This window comes from Breznakibacter xylanolyticus (assembly GCF_003254275.1).
In the GTDB taxonomy this organism is placed as follows: domain Bacteria; phylum Bacteroidota; class Bacteroidia; order Bacteroidales; family Marinilabiliaceae; genus Breznakibacter; species Breznakibacter xylanolyticus.
The window spans coordinates 20904-38344 of sequence record NZ_QKZK01000028.1 but is presented as its reverse complement, the minus strand read 5'-3'; the positions used below and the strand labels follow the sequence as shown (position 1 = coordinate 38344).

15 protein-coding genes are annotated in these 17441 nt (G+C 46.3%); 6 read left to right on the top strand and 9 right to left on the bottom strand.

Annotated elements, in window-relative coordinates:
- Positions 1 to 93: 93 nt before the first annotated feature.
- From LX69_RS13605 to LX69_RS13595, 3 genes are all read left to right on the top strand, one after another.
- Positions 94 to 966, top strand: a complete 873-nt coding sequence (locus LX69_RS13605; protein WP_111446601.1) for a hypothetical protein — start codon at positions 94 to 96, stop codon at positions 964 to 966.
- 153 nt (positions 967 to 1119) lie between these two features.
- A complete protein-coding gene (locus LX69_RS13600) occupies positions 1120 to 2475 on the top strand; it encodes a peptidylprolyl isomerase (protein ID WP_111446600.1) in 1356 nt (451 codons plus the stop codon).
- 18 nt (positions 2476 to 2493) lie between these two features.
- The gene (locus LX69_RS13595) at positions 2494 to 4119 is read left to right on the top strand and encodes an OstA-like protein (RefSeq protein ID WP_111446599.1); all 1626 of its coding nucleotides are present in this window, start codon (positions 2494 to 2496) and stop codon (positions 4117 to 4119) included.
- Positions 4120 to 4193: 74 nt separating this feature from the next.
- On the opposite strand, the gene LX69_RS13590 is transcribed toward LX69_RS13595, so the two are convergent.
- Positions 4194 to 5111 (bottom strand): lytic transglycosylase domain-containing protein, encoded by a 918-nt coding sequence (locus tag LX69_RS13590; protein WP_221621362.1) that lies wholly within the window; start codon positions 5109 to 5111, stop codon positions 4194 to 4196.
- A gap of 138 nt (positions 5112 to 5249) precedes the next feature.
- Here LX69_RS13590 and LX69_RS13585 point away from each other — a divergent pair, with 138 nt between their 5' ends.
- From LX69_RS13585 to LX69_RS13575, 3 genes are all read left to right on the top strand, one after another.
- The gene (locus LX69_RS13585) at positions 5250 to 5888 is read left to right on the top strand and encodes a ligand-binding sensor domain-containing protein (protein WP_111446598.1); all 639 of its coding nucleotides are present in this window, start codon (positions 5250 to 5252) and stop codon (positions 5886 to 5888) included.
- A gap of 222 nt (positions 5889 to 6110) precedes the next feature.
- On the top strand, positions 6111 to 7577 hold the full coding sequence (locus LX69_RS13580) for a ligand-binding sensor domain-containing protein (RefSeq protein WP_146260747.1): 1467 nt from the start codon (positions 6111 to 6113) through the stop codon (positions 7575 to 7577).
- Positions 7578 to 7613: 36 nt separating this feature from the next.
- Positions 7614 to 9062: an ATP-binding protein gene (locus LX69_RS13575; protein ID WP_111446596.1), complete on the top strand. Its 1449-nt coding sequence runs from the start codon at positions 7614 to 7616 to the stop codon at positions 9060 to 9062.
- Between the two features lie 231 nt (positions 9063 to 9293).
- Here the strand turns inward: LX69_RS13575 and LX69_RS13570 are convergent, their stop codons facing one another.
- The 8 genes from LX69_RS13570 to recG all read right to left on the bottom strand — a co-directional run bounded on the left by LX69_RS13570 (position 9294) and on the right by recG (position 17405).
- Positions 9294 to 9866 (bottom strand): electron transport complex protein RnfA, encoded by a 573-nt coding sequence (locus tag LX69_RS13570; protein ID WP_111446595.1) that lies wholly within the window; start codon positions 9864 to 9866, stop codon positions 9294 to 9296.
- Positions 9867 to 9878: 12 nt separating this feature from the next.
- The gene (gene rsxE / locus LX69_RS13565; RefSeq protein WP_111446594.1) at positions 9879 to 10463 is read right to left on the bottom strand and encodes an electron transport complex subunit RsxE; all 585 of its coding nucleotides are present in this window, start codon (positions 10461 to 10463) and stop codon (positions 9879 to 9881) included.
- On the bottom strand, positions 10456 to 11172 hold the full coding sequence (locus tag LX69_RS13560; RefSeq protein ID WP_111446593.1) for an RnfABCDGE type electron transport complex subunit G: 717 nt from the start codon (positions 11170 to 11172) through the stop codon (positions 10456 to 10458). The genes rsxE and LX69_RS13560 overlap by 8 nt, the downstream gene beginning before the upstream one ends.
- Positions 11173 to 11178: 6 nt before the next feature.
- Positions 11179 to 12183, bottom strand: a complete 1005-nt coding sequence (locus tag LX69_RS13555) for an RnfABCDGE type electron transport complex subunit D (RefSeq protein ID WP_111446592.1) — start codon at positions 12181 to 12183, stop codon at positions 11179 to 11181.
- A gap of 25 nt (positions 12184 to 12208) precedes the next feature.
- The gene (rsxC, locus tag LX69_RS13550) at positions 12209 to 13540 is read right to left on the bottom strand and encodes an electron transport complex subunit RsxC (protein WP_111446591.1); all 1332 of its coding nucleotides are present in this window, start codon (positions 13538 to 13540) and stop codon (positions 12209 to 12211) included.
- Between the two features lie 69 nt (positions 13541 to 13609).
- Positions 13610 to 14476: a Fe-S cluster domain-containing protein gene (locus LX69_RS13545; RefSeq protein ID WP_111446590.1), complete on the bottom strand. Its 867-nt coding sequence runs from the start codon at positions 14474 to 14476 to the stop codon at positions 13610 to 13612.
- Between the two features lie 4 nt (positions 14477 to 14480).
- Positions 14481 to 14921 (bottom strand): SoxR reducing system RseC family protein, encoded by a 441-nt coding sequence (locus LX69_RS13540; protein WP_170124397.1) that lies wholly within the window; start codon positions 14919 to 14921, stop codon positions 14481 to 14483.
- 384 nt (positions 14922 to 15305) lie between these two features.
- Positions 15306 to 17405: an ATP-dependent DNA helicase RecG gene (gene recG / locus LX69_RS13535; protein WP_111446588.1), complete on the bottom strand. Its 2100-nt coding sequence runs from the start codon at positions 17403 to 17405 to the stop codon at positions 15306 to 15308.
- Positions 17406 to 17441: the final 36 nt, after the last annotated feature.

Here is a 17441-nt window from a genome sequence, read left to right as displayed (position 1 = left end):
ATTTTTAGTTGTGTGATAAACGAATCGTCTATATATTTTCAGCGCTGATTCATTTTAACTAAATTTAGAGCCACCAAAATCAATTCGTTTGTCATGCGAAGTTTTAGTAAATCGATTCGAATTTTTGTCTTTCAAGGGCTCATTGGCTTGTTGATTCTCAGCGCGTCGTGTCGGCAGTCATCAAATGATCCGCTCAATATTCCGGTGGTTGATATTGAAGGAAAAGTATTGACTCAGCGCGATTTGTATGAAGCTGTTCCTCATAACATGTCCAAAGAAGACAGCCTTGTTTTCGTTCAGGACTACATTACCCGTTGGGTCAAAACACAGTTGCAATTGCGTAAAGCAGAGTTGAATTTGACCGAAGAGGAAAAGAACATCGAGAAATTATTGGACGACTATCGCACGTCATTGCTGACTCATCAATATCAGCAAAAATTATTGGAGCAAAAGTATGCGCCCATGATCACGAGTTCCGAAGTAGAACGTTATTATGCCGAGATGAAGGAAAATTTCCCGTTAAGGGAGGTTATCATCAAAGGCATTTTCATAAAAATGCCATTGACAGCACCCAATCTTCAGCAGTTTGAGCCATTTATTCGCTCCAAAAAACCGGCAGATATGTTAGAAGTGGAAGGGTATTGTATTCAAAATGCCAAGAAATTTGATCAGTTTATTGATCGCTGGATTCCCTTTTCCCAAATCAATAAGGAATTGCCCAATCGCGTGGACGACCCTTCGGCGTTATTACGTTCGCAGCTTTATTATACCGATCAGGATTTGGAATTTAAATATTATTTGGTGGTGCATGAAGTGGTGTTTGATGATGAATTAGCGCCATTGGAATATGCCAGTGAAAGGATTAAAAGCATCTTATTGAATAAGAAGCGTGTTGAATTTATTCATCAACTCGAAGAGGATTTGTACGAAGAGGGGTTGGAACAAAAAATTGTGAAATTCTACTAACTTTACCCGCCTTAGTAATTGCCTGAGTGGTGCTTCATAGGTGTTGTTTCTGGTTTATTGAGAAATTTACTCCGACACAACGGTTTATGCCCGGAAGTGGTTTTCTGAGAGATTGATGATTGATAAAAGAATATACGATAAAGAGAAAGATAGATGAAGTTGAAATACATCATGCTCCCGTTATTCGGGATGTTTTTTGGGATGAATGCTCTGATGGCGCAGGGTAATGTGATTGATGAAGTGATTGCTATTGTGGGCGATAAAGCAATTTTGCGTTCCGATATTGAGCATCAATACCAACAATCGTTAATGGAGGGGGTAAATTTCTCGGGCGATGCCAAATGCAAAATTCTTGAAGAACAATTGATTCAGAAATTGATGCTCAATCAAGCTGTGCTTGATAGTATTGAGGTTGGAGAAAATGAGGTTGTCAATGAGGTTGATCGTCGCATGAATTATTTCATCCAGCAAATTGGAGATCAAAAGAAACTGGAGGAGTATTTTAATAAATCGATGATTCAAATTAAGCGAGAGCAAATGGAGATGGTTCGTAATCAAATGCTGACGCAGCGAATGCAAGGAGATATTACGAAAAACATCAAGGTGATTCCAGCCGAAATACGTTTGTTTTATCGTGATGCCAATAAAGATAGTCTACCCATGGTGGGGACGCAGTACGAAGTGCAGCAAATATCGGTTTATCCCGAAGTGGAGCAAAAAGAGATTGATCGAGTGAAGGATCAATTGCGTGATTTTCAGAAGCAAATTAATGAGGGTCGTGATTTTGCGACCCTGGCAGTGCTTTATTCCGAAGATCCAGGAAGTGCAACTCGCGGGGGAGACTTAGGGTGGGCTACCCGATCGACTTTTGTGCCCGAGTTTGCCACCGTGGCATTCAATCTTCAAGATAAAAACAAGGTGTCGAAAATTGTGGAGACGGAATATGGCTTTCATATCATTCAATTGCTTGACCGCAAGGGAGAGCGCATCAACGTTCGCCACATTCTCATCAAGCCCAAAATTTCGTCTGTCGCCAGGGATAATGCCCGTTTGCGATTGGATTCGATTGGGGTGTTGGTGAAGGAAAAAGGGATGCCTTTTCACGAAGCAGCTTTGCGTTTTTCGATGGACAAAGATACCCGCGCCAATGGTGGCTTGATGGTGAATGAGTACAACAATTCATCGAAATTTGAAATCACCCATTTGGAGCGGATGCCCGAATTGGCTCGTGAGCTGCAGAAAATGAAAGAAGGGGATGTTACAGCGCCTGTATTGACCAAGGATAAGAATGGGAAAGAGGTTTATCAGATGTATCTGTTGAAGAAAAAAACCGATCCCCATCGTGCGAATTTGCAGGATGATTATCAGGTGATACAAAACGCGTTGCTGGCACGCAAACGTGAACAGACCATGAAAAACTGGATTCGTGAAAAGCAGCGCTCGACCTATGTTTCGTTAGATAAAGCGTGGATGAATTGCGAATTTGAATACGAAGGTTGGGGAAAATAAGTCATTATCACAGTCTGGATGTTACGAATCTGTTCATTTTGTAGGCTGCGTTCGGGGTTACGTGCGTGGGCTATTTTGTTGGTAATGATGCCCCTGGTGTTGTTTGCACAACGTCGCACTCGTGTTGAGCTTGAGAAAGCCGATGTGCTTAAGGCCGATGAATCAAAGTATGGCAAGGGAGTTCAAGCAGTTTTTGGCAATGTCCGTTTTAAGCATGTCAATACCATCATGTATTGTGACAGTGCTTATCTCTATCGCGATTCAAACATGGTGGTGGCTTATAGCAATATCCATGTCATTCAAAACGATTCCATCCATTTGTATGGTGACAATATGGATTACCTCGGGAATCAGAACCTGGCTCGTGTTCGCAATAACGTGCGCATGGTCAAAGGCGATGTGACTCTGACCACCCAAAACTTAGATTACGATCGTTTGGGGCAGGTGGGTTATTATTTTGATGGTGGCACGGTGATGAGTGGCGATAATAAGCTGGAGAGTCACTGGGGTTATTATTATCCCAACACCGATATGGTGCATTTTAAGGAGACGGTGAGGGTGTATAACCCACAATACACGATCTATTCCGATACCTTGAAGTATCATACAGTGACCGAAGTGGTGAGTATTTTGGGGCCAACGGATATCATCAGTTCTGATAGCATTAATAAGATATATTCGGAGGACGGTTATTACGATACCAAGACTGATTTTTCTCAGTTGCGTCGTCGAAGTGTGATTACCGGCAAAGAGCAGGTGCTCACCGGCGATACCATCAATTACAATCGTCGCTCGGGATTGGGCGAGGTATATGGCAATATGGAGTTGACCGATTCGGTCAATAACGTAATTATTAAGGGGAATTACGGACTCTATAATGAGTTGACCAAGAGTGCGCTATCGACACGTAAAGCCTGTTTGTTGCAGGTGTATAATAATGATACGCTGTATTTACATGCCGATACGCTGAGGATGGATACCATCCCCGAATTGGGCACCAAGTTGGTGAGGGCTTATTACAAGGTGAAGTTTTTTCGACCCGATTTACAGGGACGATGCGATTCAATGGTTTTCAATTTAAAAGACTCCACCAATACCTTTTATCACGATCCGGTGATTTGGGCGCAAGGCAGTCAGCTCACAGCCGAAACCATTACCATGTTCAGTCATAATGAGGTTTTGGAACGAGTGGAGCTCGAAAATTCCGCCTTTGTAGTGCAACCAGAGGATACCACTTTTTTGATGTTCAATCAAATTAAAGGGAAGAACATGATTGGTTACATTCGCAACAATGAGTTGTATAAAATAGATGTGGATGGTAACGGGCAAACCATTTATCACCCCAAGGACAAGGAACTCATTATTGGGGTGAATCGTGCCGAAAGCAGTAACATGACCTTGATGTTCAAAGAACGTCGCATCGATCGCATCATTATGCGCGTGACCCCAACCGGGAATATGAATCCTCCATTATTTTTGCCGGTTGAGGATGTTAAGCTTGAAGGATTTTTGTGGCTTGAGAAATATCGACCCAAAAATAAAGAAGACATTTTTAGAACCGACGTGATGCCGGTGATGGAGGCTCGACCAACCTACGACGATTTTCAGGAAGAAGGGGTTGAGAGTATCAAAGGGCAGAAGTGAATAAAATATAAAAGCCGACTAATCGTATGATTGTCGGCTTTTTAGTGTCTGTGAAAACCAGTCGTTGTGCTTGATTATTGCGGTATTTTAATCTGATAGGTTTTCTTGCTTAAGTTGGTCAATTTTGTATCTCTAAGCCAGGAGTTTAGGTTTTTTAGAGTTTTATAGTTGGTGCCGTTTTGTTTGGCGAAATCGGCAAAGTTGGTAATGGCATCGCTCACTTCGATAGAGGATGTTGTAATCGGGGCATAAAGGTCTGATTCGGTGAGGTTGAATCCGTATTTGTCAGGGTACGACATGATTTCTTTAACGGCCAAAATTCGATACACGTACCGTCCGGTTTCCTCGCCGAAAAGGATGTTGTAATAATCCTCTTCCTTTTGTAATGTCAATTGTTTGTTGACACCGGCCATGCCAGCGTTGTATGAAGCAGCCGCCATGGTCCAAGTCCCCAATTTTTGTTTGGCACTTTTCAGATAGCGGCATGCGGCTGCGGTACTCTTTTCGATATGATACCGTTCATCCACTTCTTTATTGACTTCCAGTCCGTAGGATTTTGCTGTTTCGGTCATAAACTGCCATAAGCCAGACGCCCCGGCCGGAGATTGGGCGCGAACCATGAGGCTGCTTTCAATGACCGCTAGGTACTTAAAATCATCGGGTACACCTTCTTGTTTTAATATCGGTTCGATGATGGGGAAAAAACGGTTCGCGCGTTTGATGAAAAGTAAGGTTTGCGAGTGCCAAAAAGCGTTGACCTGTATTTCGCGATCCAGTCCTTCGCGCACATCGTATCTGTCCAAAGGCACTTTTTCCCCGCAAAAATCGGCCGATTCCGGCAGCGGAAATGCGGCATGAATGATTTGCGAATGATCGGGTTGTTCGGTATTTGGTAAGGTGCTGTGCGTAAAGAGTTGGATGATAAGAATGGCCGCAATGATGCCCATTGAAATGGATCCAATGCGGATGAACAGTGAAGTGCGTGATGACATAAGGTTGAATTTTTGGCTAAAATATCATATTTCTTTCTTTTATCTGCCTCAATGTGTCCTTAACTTACATCAGGTTTTGTATTGGTCAATCGTATGAATGTCCATGTTTTCGGCTTGTAACCGTTAATTGTATTTAAAATGGCAGGTTATCGACGGATTCTATTGGTCGGATTCAATCTCGTGTTTGGTTTTTCATTATATGGATCCGGGAGTGTGAAGTTTAAGAAAATTTCCATCGAGCAAGGATTGCCCGGCGTTTCGGTGCAGTCTGTTGCTCAGGATCACAACGGGTTAATGTGGTTTGGGGTTGAAGGCAGTGGGTTGGCCATGTACGACGGGCGCAATTTTACGCTTTTCAGTAATGATGATAATGATAGTACGTCGTTGTCCAATAATTTTATAAATTCTATTGTTATTGACAATCAAAACCGGGTGTGGTTGGCCACATTGCATGGGTTAAACTGCTTTGATCGGGATAAGAATCATTTTCGCCGATTTATTCATTCTCCAGATGTTGCGTCATCGATAGGAGGTAATTACTTAACATCTTCAATGTTGTATTCAGATGGAACCGTATGGGTTGGGTCTGAGAATGGGGTGAGCATTTTTTGTCCTCAAAAAAACGCATTTCTCAATCTTCGTTTTTCATCCAGTGCATCAAACGTAGATCGGTATGGTGTTCAGAGTCTTTATTGCGATGCTGATAGTCAAGTGTGGGTTGGGACGACCCGATTTGGGTTGTTATGCTTAACGAAGTCGGTTGTGTTGGATTTATAGAAAAGCTGGCAATCCCCATACGAGGGCGTTCGATTGGTTGACTATGTGCAATACCCTGTTGAAAAGCCGATTCCCGATCGGGATGTTGAAATTTGGTCGATTCAATCCGATTGGCATGGGACACTCTGGGTGGGAACCAGTGATGGGTTGTATTGGTTGAGGCCCGGTGCGCATGAACTTAAAAAATATTCATCAACACATCCGTTTTGGCATTATTTAGAAATGTCTACCATCGATGCATTATATTTAGACAAACAGGACGTATTGTGGATTGGTTCCACCAGTGATGGGATTGGGCGGTTGTCGCTTCGCGATGGTGATTTTTTGTATCTCTCCGAAATGTATCCTCATGCCAGTGGACTGGGGAGTAATACCATTCGGGATATCTATGAAGATCAAAGCGGTTTGATTTGGTTTGCCACAAAGTTTGCCGGATTGCATCTTTATGATCGTCGTCAGGATCAGTTTGAGCATTATATGAAAGCAGAGGGCTCATTTCCAGGGTTGAATAGTGGGTTTGTGATGTCGATGTGTCAGGATATAAATGGGGTGATCTGGATTGGAACTAAAGATGGGGGAATCAATCGTTGGGATCGTGAAACAGGTTCGTTTAAGCCTTATCATTATCTCCGAATGATGGATGGTCAAAAAATGAGTCATCGCATTCATTATTTATTGCCATATAAAGGGAAAGGTTTTTTTGTCGGGACTGATAATGAGATAGAATGGTACGAACCTTATACCGGCAAAGTAGAGCTCTTGAAGAACAAGGTTGTAGTGTATGTGATGATGCTCGATTCAAGCCAACGGTTATGGGTGGGAACTTCAAAAGGGATTTTTTTATTTGATGCCGATACGCGCCGCGAGATCTCGTTGCAATCTCCGTTATCGATGGAGGTTTTGAATAGGGAGATGGTTGTGCAATGCTTGTTAGAAGATTATCTTCACCGAGTTTGGATTGGTACTCGTTCCAATGGTTTATGGTTGTTTGATGTGCCCAATGATTCTCTGCATCGATATTTCTCGTCCAAAAATGACTCCTGTTCATTAGGAGGCGATATGATTCGATCCATTTATGAAGATACTCGCGGGAACGTTTGGATAGGAATGAAGGCGACAGGATTAAACCGATTTGATGAAGCCCGAAATTGTTTTGTTCGCATATCAGCACAAAATGCCTTGATGGGTAAAACCATTTATAATATTATGGAGGATCGCAGAGGGCATTTGTGGATGGGAACCCATGATGACATTGTTCAATATGACCCACAGATGGATTTGGCCGAAAGTTACAATCTGGATTATGGATTGCAAGGAAAGGTGTATGAGGGTGGCGCATATCTCAAAACAGCTGATGGCGCCATGTTGTTGGGAGGACAAAACGGGTTTAATCTTTTTTATCCCGAAAAAGTACAGAGAGTGCATTATGTTGCACCAATGGTGTTGGTGAAGTTTAAGGTTTTTGACGAAGTTCGGTTGCGGGATGTCACACAACACCAAACGGTTCGGCTAGACCGACATGATAACTATGTTTCGTTTGAGTTTGCTTTGTTGGATTACATTGCACCGCTTCAAAATCAATATGCTTATCAATTAGAAGGGATTGATAATGATTGGATCTATTGTGGCAATCGCAATTACGTGTCGTACACCAATATTCCACCGGGAACGTATCGGTTTAAGGTGTAAGGAGCTAATGTGGACGGTGTTTGGAACGAGCAGGGGATGAGTTTGACCTTGATTATGCCAGCGCCCTGGTGGATGAAATGGTGGTGTCGTGTCGCGATGATACTGTTGGTGATCGGATCCATTGGGTTGGTGTTTTATGTGCGTATGAGAGGGGCGCGACGTCGGGAAATACTGTTGCGTGAGACCGTTCGATCCCGCACTGCCGATTTGCTTGAAGCCAATGAAGAGTTGAAAGTAAAAAGCGAGCAGATTGTTTCACAAAATCAAGAGTTGGAATTGCATCGCCAAAATTTAGAGCAATTAGTGCAACAGCGCACCCATGATCTGGAATTAGCCAAAGAAAGAGCAGAGCAGAGCGATTCACTGAAGTCGGCATTCTTAGCCAATATGAGTCACGAAATACGCACTCCGCTCAATGCCATTCTCGGCTTCTCGAGTCTGTTGGTTGCTGACGCTGTGTCGAAAGAGGAAATGCCCGGTGTTGCCGGTATCATTCAAAACAATGGAGAGGCCTTGTTGCAATTGATTAATGACATTTTGGATGTTTCGCTTATTGAAGCCAATCAAATTGAGCTCAATAGAACAGCTTTCTCCATTTTTGAGTTGTTGACACAGTTGCAAAGTGAATTGACAGTTCTTTTGCATGCGCATGACAGAAGTAATGTTGCCGTTTTAATTGATTTCGATTCTCAGGTGGGGCATGGATTTTCGATGGTTGCAGATTCGCGGCGTGTTCGGCAGGTTTTTCTGAATTTGATGGGTAATGCAGTAAAGTTTACGTCAAGTGGTCGCATTACATTGGGTTTTCGGGTCAATCAGCAGGCGCAAAACGTCCTTTTCTTTGTGAAAGATACCGGCGTTGGAATTGATCCCGAGAATGTTGATGTCATTTTTGATCGATTCCGGAAAATTGAATTCAATCAGAGTGAAGTGCATCGAGGAACCGGTTTGGGATTGTCTATCAGTAAAAACCTGGTTGAATTGATGGGTGGAAAAATATGGGTTGAGTCTGAGCGCGACGTTGGATCTGTGTTTTATTTTGAACTTCCGTTGGAGCAATCTCCGGATGAGGCATTGATCGAATCCTCTCGCGAACAAAAAGACCTAACCGATGGGTGTTGGCATGATCAGGTGGTTTTGGTTGCCGAAGATGAGGAGTCTAATTTTTTAGTGATTCAAGCTTTGCTGAAATCAACACAAATAACCATCGAGTGGGTTGCCAATGGTCAGTTGGCTGTTGAGCGTGTTGTCGCTAATCCGTTACGATATGGTTTGGTGTTGATGGATGTGAAGCTGCCCGTGATGAATGGTAACGATGCCACCCGGTTAATTAAGAAGGAGTGTCACATTCCGGTTGTGGCGCAAACCGCGTTTGCCACAGCAGGTGAAATCAATGAATTTATGAAGTACGGTTATGATGACTATGTGTTAAAACCTCTTGATTTTAAGTCGCTCACCGGTGTGATGAAAAAATTTTTGACATAGCTAATCGGATATGGTTCGGAAAAAAAAGAGGATGAACAAATAGCTTGCTCATCCTCTTTTTTATATCTGTTTTACGATAAATTATATTGAATATCCTGTGGTCACCTGTTTGTTTTTAATCATCAAAAGTGATTCTAAAACTCTGTGAAATTTGTGTTTTTTTATTGTTTCGCAGAGTAAGAATAACAAGATGCTGAGCAGAATAGGCATTTTTAAGGATATTCAAATAAATTATACCAATCCGGCAAAACCCATAAATGCCAATGCCAACAGGCCTGAAACCACCAGGGCAATGGGGGTTCCACTCATTCCCTTGGGAAGATCCACCAGGTCGAGTTGTTCGCGAATCCCGGCGAATGTGATCAGCGCCAAACCAAATCCTAATGCGGTGGCACCGGCAAATACAACCGATTCGACCAAATTATAGTTTTTCTGTATCACCATGATGGCAACACCAAGGATGGCACAGTTGGTGGTAATCAATGGCAGGAAAACGCCCAAAGCCTGATACAGGGGAGGGCTGATTTTTTTTAAGATGATTTCGACCAACTGAACCAATGCTGCAATCACCAATATAAATGAGATGGTTTGAAGATAGGTGATTTCAAATGGTTCAAGCACTAGTTTTTGTAGTAAGAAGGTCATTAAGGTGGCAATGATCATCACAAAGGTCACGGCGCCGGTCATGCCGATGGCCGTGGAGATACGTTTGGATACACCCAGAAATGGGCAGATTCCCAAAAATTGAGCCAGAACAACGTTGTTGACGAAAATGGCTGAGATAACAATGAGTGCGTATGTCATGGTTGTTCCTCCTTAAGCTGCTTTAAGTTTGTTGATGATGGCGATGAGAAATCCTAATGCCAGAAAGGCGCCCGGAGCCAGCACAAATACCAGCATGCCGTAGTCTTCGGGATAAATGGCCAGGCTGAAGATTTTCCCGCTCCCTAAAAATTCACGTACCGACCCCAGCAGGGTGAGTGCCATGGAGAAACCCAGTCCCATGCCCAAGCCATCGAGAATAGAGCGGAAGGGATTGTTTTTTGAAGCAAAGGCTTCAGCCCGCCCCAGTACAATGCAGTTGACCACGATGAGTGGGATGAAAAGCCCCAGAGAGGCGAACAGCGATGGGAGGTAGGCCTGCATCGACATTTCAACCACCGACACAAATGTGGCAATGATGACCACAAATGCAGGAATTCGTACTTTGTCGGGGATAAAATCCTTCACCAGAGCAATGACCATATTCGACATCACCAACACAAATGTGGTTGCCAGTCCCATGCCCAATCCGTTGCCGGCCGACGAGGTCACCCCCAGTGTGGGACACATCCCTAGTAAGAGTGTGAATGTTGGGTTCTCCTTCAGTAATCCGTTGGCAAATATTTTCCAGTTATTCATAGTTCTTTCCTCCTTCTTTTGTGGTAGCTCCGCTGACAGCGTCAGTCGAAAGATTGGCTTCTTTGGCGTAAGTCTTATAGGCTCTGACCACGGCATCCAAAAATGCTCGCGAACTGATGGTTGCAGCCGTGATGGCATCTACCTCGCCGCCATCTTTGCTGACAATCATTTTGTTTTTTCCCGGGTTCATGCCCACGATACTGCGATTGCCGCCGCCCGATGCCTTGATCCCGTAGAGCCATTTGGCAAATGACGTTTCTTGGTCAGCAGTTGCATCGGCTTTGGGAGCCTGGGGGCGGAACCATTCTTCCATTTTACTGCCCAACCCAGGGGTTTCTTTGTGGTCGAGCACGCGATAGTTGATGATGGTACCGTCGGGTTGCATGCCTACCATGATGCGTATTTCACCACTGAAGCCATTGTTTGTGAGGGTTTCAACGGCAACACCCACCAATTCTCCTGCTTTTTTTGCGGGAAACATTTTTAGTTCAAGTCCGTCTTCCGACTGGAGGGTTTTGGCCTCGGCCAACGGGTCGTTGTCGAATTCCGGTACCACATCTTTGATGGCCGCTTGTTGTTTGGCTGCTTTGGCCTGTTCGATAGGCGCTTTGGTGAGTTTATACACATACCCCAGCGAAGCACCCGAAATGACTGCAATCACCAGCAGGGTGAGCAGCATATTCACCAGTGTTGATTCTGTTTTTGCCATGGTTTGTTATGCTTTAACGGGTTTTGCCACTTCGCCGAATGCTTTGGGCTTGATGTATTTATTGATGAGCGGGGTGAAGGCGTTCATGATGAGGATGGCGAACGAAACTCCTTCGGGATACGCCCCAAACACTCGAATCAACACCGTGATGACCCCAATTCCGACCCCAAAAACGATCATTCCCGGGTGCGACATGGGGGAGGTGACGTAGTCGGTGGCCATGAAGATGGCGCCCAGTAACAAGCCTCCTGTCAAGAGATGAAACAGGGGAGATACATACTGTTGCGGATCCACCAGGTGTAAGATGCCTGTAAATATCAATACCGTTGCAATAACGCTCACCGGGATATGCCAGGTGATGATGCGACGAATGAGCATGTATGCCAATCCGATGATTAGCGCAATGGCCGCTACTTCGCCCAAGGAACCTCCCATGTTGCCCAGAAACAAGTTGATGGAAGAAGGGATTTTCTCCGTTAACTCGGCCATGCTTTGACCACTTTTAACGCCCTCTTTCAATACGGCCAAAGGAGTTGCCCCTGTGAGAGCATCCACGTAACTCATGCGTGATGCAATGGGGAGTGGCCATGAGGTCATTTGTACCGGAAATGAAATGAGCAGAAATACCCGTCCCACCAATGCTGGGTTGAACGGATTATTGCCCAAGCCGCCAAATGCCATCTTGCCAATGCCAATTGAAACGGCGGCTCCGATGATGATGAGCGCAATGGGCAAGTTGGAGGGGAGGTTGAAAGCCAACAGAAGGCCGGTGATGATGGCCGATCCGTCAAGGATGGAGGGCGCGCGGTTCAATAGATACTTCTGAATCAAAAATTCAAACAATAAGCAAGCGGCCACCGAGGTGAGCGTTACCACCAGGGCACCCACCCCAAAGAACCAAAGCGATGCCAGCAGTGCCGGCATTAGTGCAATGATCACACCGTACATGTTCTTTTTCACACTGTCACCGCTGTGAACGTGCGGTGAGGGCGAAACGGTCAGTTTATTCATAAATACATTGTTTTTTGTAGGTGAGTTACTTGGTGCGCGAACGCATGATTTGTCCAACCTTGTTCTTGCCCAAACGGATGTGGTCGAGCAGTGGACGTTGCGATGGGCATGTAAAGCTGCATGAGCCGCATTCGATGCAATCCATCACTTTTTCTTCTTCGGCGCGATCCCAAATGCCTTTTTGCGATAGCACCATTAATAAATATGGTTCTAATCCCATAGGGCATGCCGAAACGCATTTGGCGCAACGGATGCAATTTTGCATGGGCTGTCGTGTGGCTTCACGGTCGGGCATGATTAGGAGTCCTGAGCTGCCTTTGGTGACCGGAATGTCAATGGATGTCAGTGCTTTTCCCATCATGGGGCCGCCCCCGATGATTTTGCCCGTATCAACGGGTAATCCGCCCGACGCCTCAATGAGCGAAAGCATGGGGGTGCCGATGCGCGCCAGGTAGTTGCCCGGGGTGGACACCGATTTTCCGGTAACGGTAATGACCCGTTCGATGAGGGGTTTGTTTTTTTGTACTGCTTCGTAGATGGCCAGTGCTGTCCCGATGTTTTGAACCACCGCTCCAACCTCGATGGGCAGTTTGCCAGATGGCACCTGACGGCCAATGCATGCATCGATGAGTTGCTTCTCACCCCCTTGCGGGTATTGCACTTTCAGGGGCATGATGCTGATGCCTTGATAGGCTTGTGCCATTTTGTTGAGGTGTGCAATGGCATCGGGCTTGTTGTTTTCGATGCCGATGATGGCTTTGTTTACCGAAAGTGCTTTCATTAGGATGGCGATCCCCACCATGATTTCATCTCCTTTTTCGAGCATCACGCGATGGTCGGCGGTGAGGTATGGCTCGCATTCAACCCCATTGATGATGAGGATGTCGCATTTTTTGCCCGGCGGGGGCGCCAGTTTAATGTGTGTGGGGAACGTTGCGCCCCCCATGCCTACGATGCCGGCATCGGCAATGCGCTGAATGATTTCGGCCGGCGACAGGCTGATCTCTTTTTTGAGATCGGGTGTACGGTCGATGGTCTCGAGCCATTCGTCGCCATCGGTTTTGATAAAGATGGCTTTGCGTTTGTAGCCCGAGGCGTCGGCCACGTCATCAATTTTCTCGATGGTGCCGGAAACCGGGGCGTGGATGTTGGCCGACACAAAGCCCGACGCTTTAGCAATCAGTTGTCCGGTTTTTACGATGTCGCCTTTTTGTACCACCGGTTCGGCCGGTGCACCAATGTGTTGCGCCAGCATCACGATGGCTTGTGCCGGAAGGTCGAGCGTTGCGATGGGGTTCTGAGCCGAAAGTTTGTTTTCGGCCGGGTGTATGCCCCCTATTGAAAAAGTCTTTAACACGATAGTTCCTCCTGTTAAAATATTGGTTGCACGAGGCGCATGAGCCTCGGTTTAAAACTCATTGATTCATTAATTGGCCGGAGCCTCTTCTGTTTTCTCCTCTGTCGTTTTTTCTTTACGGGGAGGGAAGTTGATTTCGTGAATGGCATTGGTGGGGCACACCTCAACGCATTTGCGGCACAATTTGCATTTTTCGTCGTCGATGTATGCCAGGTTGTTGGTGATGGTGATGGCGCCATGGGGGCACACTTTTTCGCATTTTCCACAACCAATGCAGGCTACCTCACAGGCTTTGCGAGCAACTCCACCCTTGTCCTTGTTAACACACGACACAAAGATGCGACGGCTTTTGGGGCCTTTCTTTCGCAGTTGAATGATGATTTTGGGGCAGGCTTTCACGCAGGCGCCACACGCCACGCATTTATCTTCAATAATGACCGGGAGCCCTGTTTTTTCATCCATATACATGGCGTCGAATTGACAGGCATCCACGCAGTCGCCTAAGCCCAAACAGCCAAAGGAACAACCTGTGTCGCCACCGTAAAGCGAAGCGGCAATGGCGCATGATGAGGCACCATCGTAGTTGTTGGTTTTAGGGCGTACATCGCAATTGCCGTTGCATCGAACCACTGCCACCATGGGAGCAGTGGCGGCTGCTTCTTTACCCAATATGCCCGCGGCCTGCGCCATCACGGCCGCACCGCCTACCGGGCACAACAGTGTGGAGATGTCATCGGCTTTGACCAATGCCTCTGCAAAAGCACGGCAACCCGGAAAACCACATCCCCCGCAATTGGCAGCCGGCAATACTGCTTCGACCTGATCGATGCGGGGATCTTCGTAAACTTTAAACTTTTGGGCAGCTGCATAAAGAATCACGGCTGCTGTTGCACCAAGCACCACAAGGGTTGCGATGGTAATCATGACAACACTCATATCGTTAGCTGAATTGATTTTTTATTTTAAACGAAAAGGTTTTCTGAAGTCTGTCTTTGAGCAGGTACACCACACCATAATAAACAGAAACGGTCGCAAGCGAAATGATGGCCGAGGCCATGTCGCTATTGGTGGTGGCGTAGGCGACAATCAGGCTGGTGATGACCAAGATGGATGGGATGACATAAGCATAAAGCACTGCTTTGAATCCCAGCGACTGATGTCCGGAAATGACGACCCGTTGTCCGGTGTGATAATCGTGCCCGTCGGGTGCGATGTCAATCAGTTTGTCCTGCATGTCAGCCGCCGAACAAGCACCTTTGGCATGGCATCCACTACAGGCTGATTGGGCCATGATGCGCACGACAATTTTGCGATCGTTGATGGACACCACGATGCCTTCGTGTTCGATTGTTTGGTTTGGTTCCATTGTATTGGTTTCCATATACCCCATGTTTCCGATTCGGGTTTTTCTTTTTTTATGAAAGTTGATCGGGCAATTTACAATAATGTCAGATGTGAATCAATGATTTGGAAAAGGGGCTGAAAGTACCTTGTAGTGGGTCATTTCCCCTACAAGGATAAATCAAAAGTAGATGAAAGGTGGAATTGTGCAAACGTTTGTCTTTAATTTTTCTTTGGAATGAATAAAAATAATTCCGACGTTTTCTCACTCAATTTGCAGTCATTGAGTGTGGTAATGGTTGTTTATTTTTACACTTTCGAACGAAAAATCACTCTTTTTTGAACAAATTTTGCCATTTAAAAATGACAAATCACAAGAGAAACGTGCATGTGAACGTGGCAGAAAGGTTGGTTTTTTGTTTAGTCAGCTAATCATGCTCCAGTTCATCTTTTGGCGAGCCAATTTGGTGAGTTGCTTGGTGAGGATGTGATTTTCGGGATGTTCAAGCATTGGGTCGGTGTCGAGAATGTCACGGGCAGCCTGTCTGGCTTGTTGCAGAATGAGTTGGTCGCGTCCCAGGTTGGCGATTTTCAATTCAAAGGGGAGACCCGATTGCTGAGTGCCTTCCAAATCACCAGGGCCGCGTAGCTTGAGGTCGGCTTCGGCAATTTCGAAACCGTCGTTGGTGCGGGTCATGATTTCCATGCGTTTGCGGGTGTCGTCGCCCAGTTTGGGAGAAGTCATCAGGATGCAGTAGCTCTGTTCGGCACCGCGTCCCACACGTCCGCGCAGCTGGTGAAGTTGTGACAGACCAAAGCGTTCGGCACTTTCGATGACCATCACCGAAGCGTTCGGGACGTTAACGCCCACTTCAATCACCGTGGTGGCCACCATGATGTGGGCACGTCCGCTGATGAACTCTTGCATGGCCGCATCCTTTTCGGCGGGGCGCATTTTACCGTGTACCATGCAGGTGGTAAATTCTGGGAAGGCCTTTTGCATGTAGTCGTAACCTTCGGTGAGATTTTTGAAGTCGACTTTTTCTGATTCATCAATCAGAGGAAACACCACGTAGGCTTGCCGTCCTTTGCTGATTTGCTCGCGGATAAATCGGTTGAGGTTGTTTCGGCGGTTATGAAAATAGTGTACCGTTTCAATGGGTTTGCGGCCGGGGGGGAGCTCGTCAATGACCGATACATCCAGGTCGCCGTACATGGTCATGGCCAGTGTGCGGGGAATGGGTGTTGCTGTCATCACCAGCACGTGTGGGGGGTGAATGTTTTTCTTCCAGAGTCGTGCCCGTTGTGCCACGCCAAAGCGGTGTTGTTCGTCGATGATGACCAGTCCCAGGTTTTGAAATTGCACGTGTTCCTCAATCAGGGCATGGGTGCCGATGAGCATGTGCAGCTCGCCCGATAACAGTTGTTGAGATAATATTTCGCGGTCGCGTTTCTTGGTGGAGCCGGTAAGTAACGCGACGTTAATGCCCATTCCTGCCGTGAGTTGAGTGATGGATTGATAGTGTTGTGTGGCCAAAATTTCGGTAGGAGCCATCAAGCAGGCCTGAAACAGGTTGTCGCAGGCAATGAGCATCACCATGAGAGCCACCAACGTTTTTCCACTGCCCACATCCCCCTGTAGCAGTCGGTTCATTTGTCGGCCGCTGCCCATGTCGCGCCGTATTTCTTTGATGACACGTTTTTGGGCGTTGGTCAGTTCAAAGGGTAGTTTTTCGTTGTAAAAAGTATTGAAAAAATGTCCCACCACCGGGAAGAGATGTCCTTGTACAGAAAAGGTGCGCTGGTTTTTTAGCTTCAGGATGTTGAGCTGTATGTAAAAGAGCTCTTCGAATTTGAGGCGAAATTGCGCCTTTTCGAGCGTGACCATGTCGGTTGGGAAGTGGATGTTGCGCAAGGCATCGTCCAGCAGCATTAGCCGGTGTTTGTGAATGAAGTGGGCAGGCAGGGTTTCGGGTATCCTACCCTTGAAGGCCTGAAAAACGGTGTGTTGCAGTTTGTGGATGGCTTTCGAATTCAGAAAGCCCGATTTCATTTTTTCGGTGGTGTTGTAGTGGGGCATCAGGCCGATTTCGATGCGTGGGGTGTCGGCTTTGAGGCGTTCGAGCTCGGGGTGCACCACGTTGATGGTGCCGTTGAACACTCCCGGTTTGCCAAAAATGATGTATTCGGCTGTCGGGTCAATTTGATCGCTGATGTATTTGTTGCTTTTAAACCACACCAATTCCAATATGCCGGTGCCGTCGGAGGCTTTGGCCACCAATCGTTTGCTGCGTCCGTCGCCCACGGGTTGCGGAGTGCTGATTTTGGCTTTTACCTGTATGTAGGGCATGTTGCCGGTCAGCTCGCGGATGGCGTAAATGCGGCTGCGGTCGATGTACTTGTAGGGAAAGTAGTATATGAGGTCTTCGAACGAAACCATCTTAAGCTCCGTTTTCAACAGATCGGCTTTTTTGGGGCCAACCCCTTGCAAGTACATGATGTGTAGTGCCGATAGTTCGGACATGGCGATGAGAAAAACTGTCTGGTCGGTTCGTGGGGC

Bases quoted from the DNA above. Each gene is read 5' to 3' on its own strand.
- LX69_RS13600 (WP_111446600.1), top strand. From the start codon at position 1,120: ATGAAGTTGAAATACATCATGCTCCCGTTATTCGGGATGTTTTTTGGG.
- LX69_RS13580 (WP_146260747.1), top strand. From the start codon at position 6,111: ATGTCTACCATCGATGCATTATATTTAGACAAACAGGACGTATTGTGG.
- LX69_RS13605 (WP_111446601.1), top strand. From the start codon at position 94: ATGCGAAGTTTTAGTAAATCGATTCGAATTTTTGTCTTTCAAGGGCTC.
- recG (WP_111446588.1), bottom strand. From the start codon at position 17,405: ATGTCCGAACTATCGGCACTACACATCATGTACTTGCAAGGGGTTGGC.
- LX69_RS13545 (WP_111446590.1), bottom strand. From the start codon at position 14,476: ATGAGTGTTGTCATGATTACCATCGCAACCCTTGTGGTGCTTGGTGCA.
- LX69_RS13575 (WP_111446596.1), top strand. From the start codon at position 7,614: ATGAGTTTGACCTTGATTATGCCAGCGCCCTGGTGGATGAAATGGTGG.
- rsxE (WP_111446594.1), bottom strand. From the start codon at position 10,463: ATGAATAACTGGAAAATATTTGCCAACGGATTACTGAAGGAGAACCCA.
- LX69_RS13560 (WP_111446593.1), bottom strand. From the start codon at position 11,172: ATGGCAAAAACAGAATCAACACTGGTGAATATGCTGCTCACCCTGCTG.
- LX69_RS13595 (WP_111446599.1), top strand. From the start codon at position 2,494: ATGTTACGAATCTGTTCATTTTGTAGGCTGCGTTCGGGGTTACGTGCG.
- LX69_RS13590 (WP_221621362.1), bottom strand. From the start codon at position 5,111: ATGTCATCACGCACTTCACTGTTCATCCGCATTGGATCCATTTCAATG.
- LX69_RS13570 (WP_111446595.1), bottom strand. From the start codon at position 9,866: ATGACATACGCACTCATTGTTATCTCAGCCATTTTCGTCAACAACGTT.
- LX69_RS13540 (WP_170124397.1), bottom strand. From the start codon at position 14,921: ATGGAAACCAATACAATGGAACCAAACCAAACAATCGAACACGAAGGC.
- LX69_RS13555 (WP_111446592.1), bottom strand. From the start codon at position 12,183: ATGAATAAACTGACCGTTTCGCCCTCACCGCACGTTCACAGCGGTGAC.
- LX69_RS13585 (WP_111446598.1), top strand. From the start codon at position 5,250: ATGGCAGGTTATCGACGGATTCTATTGGTCGGATTCAATCTCGTGTTT.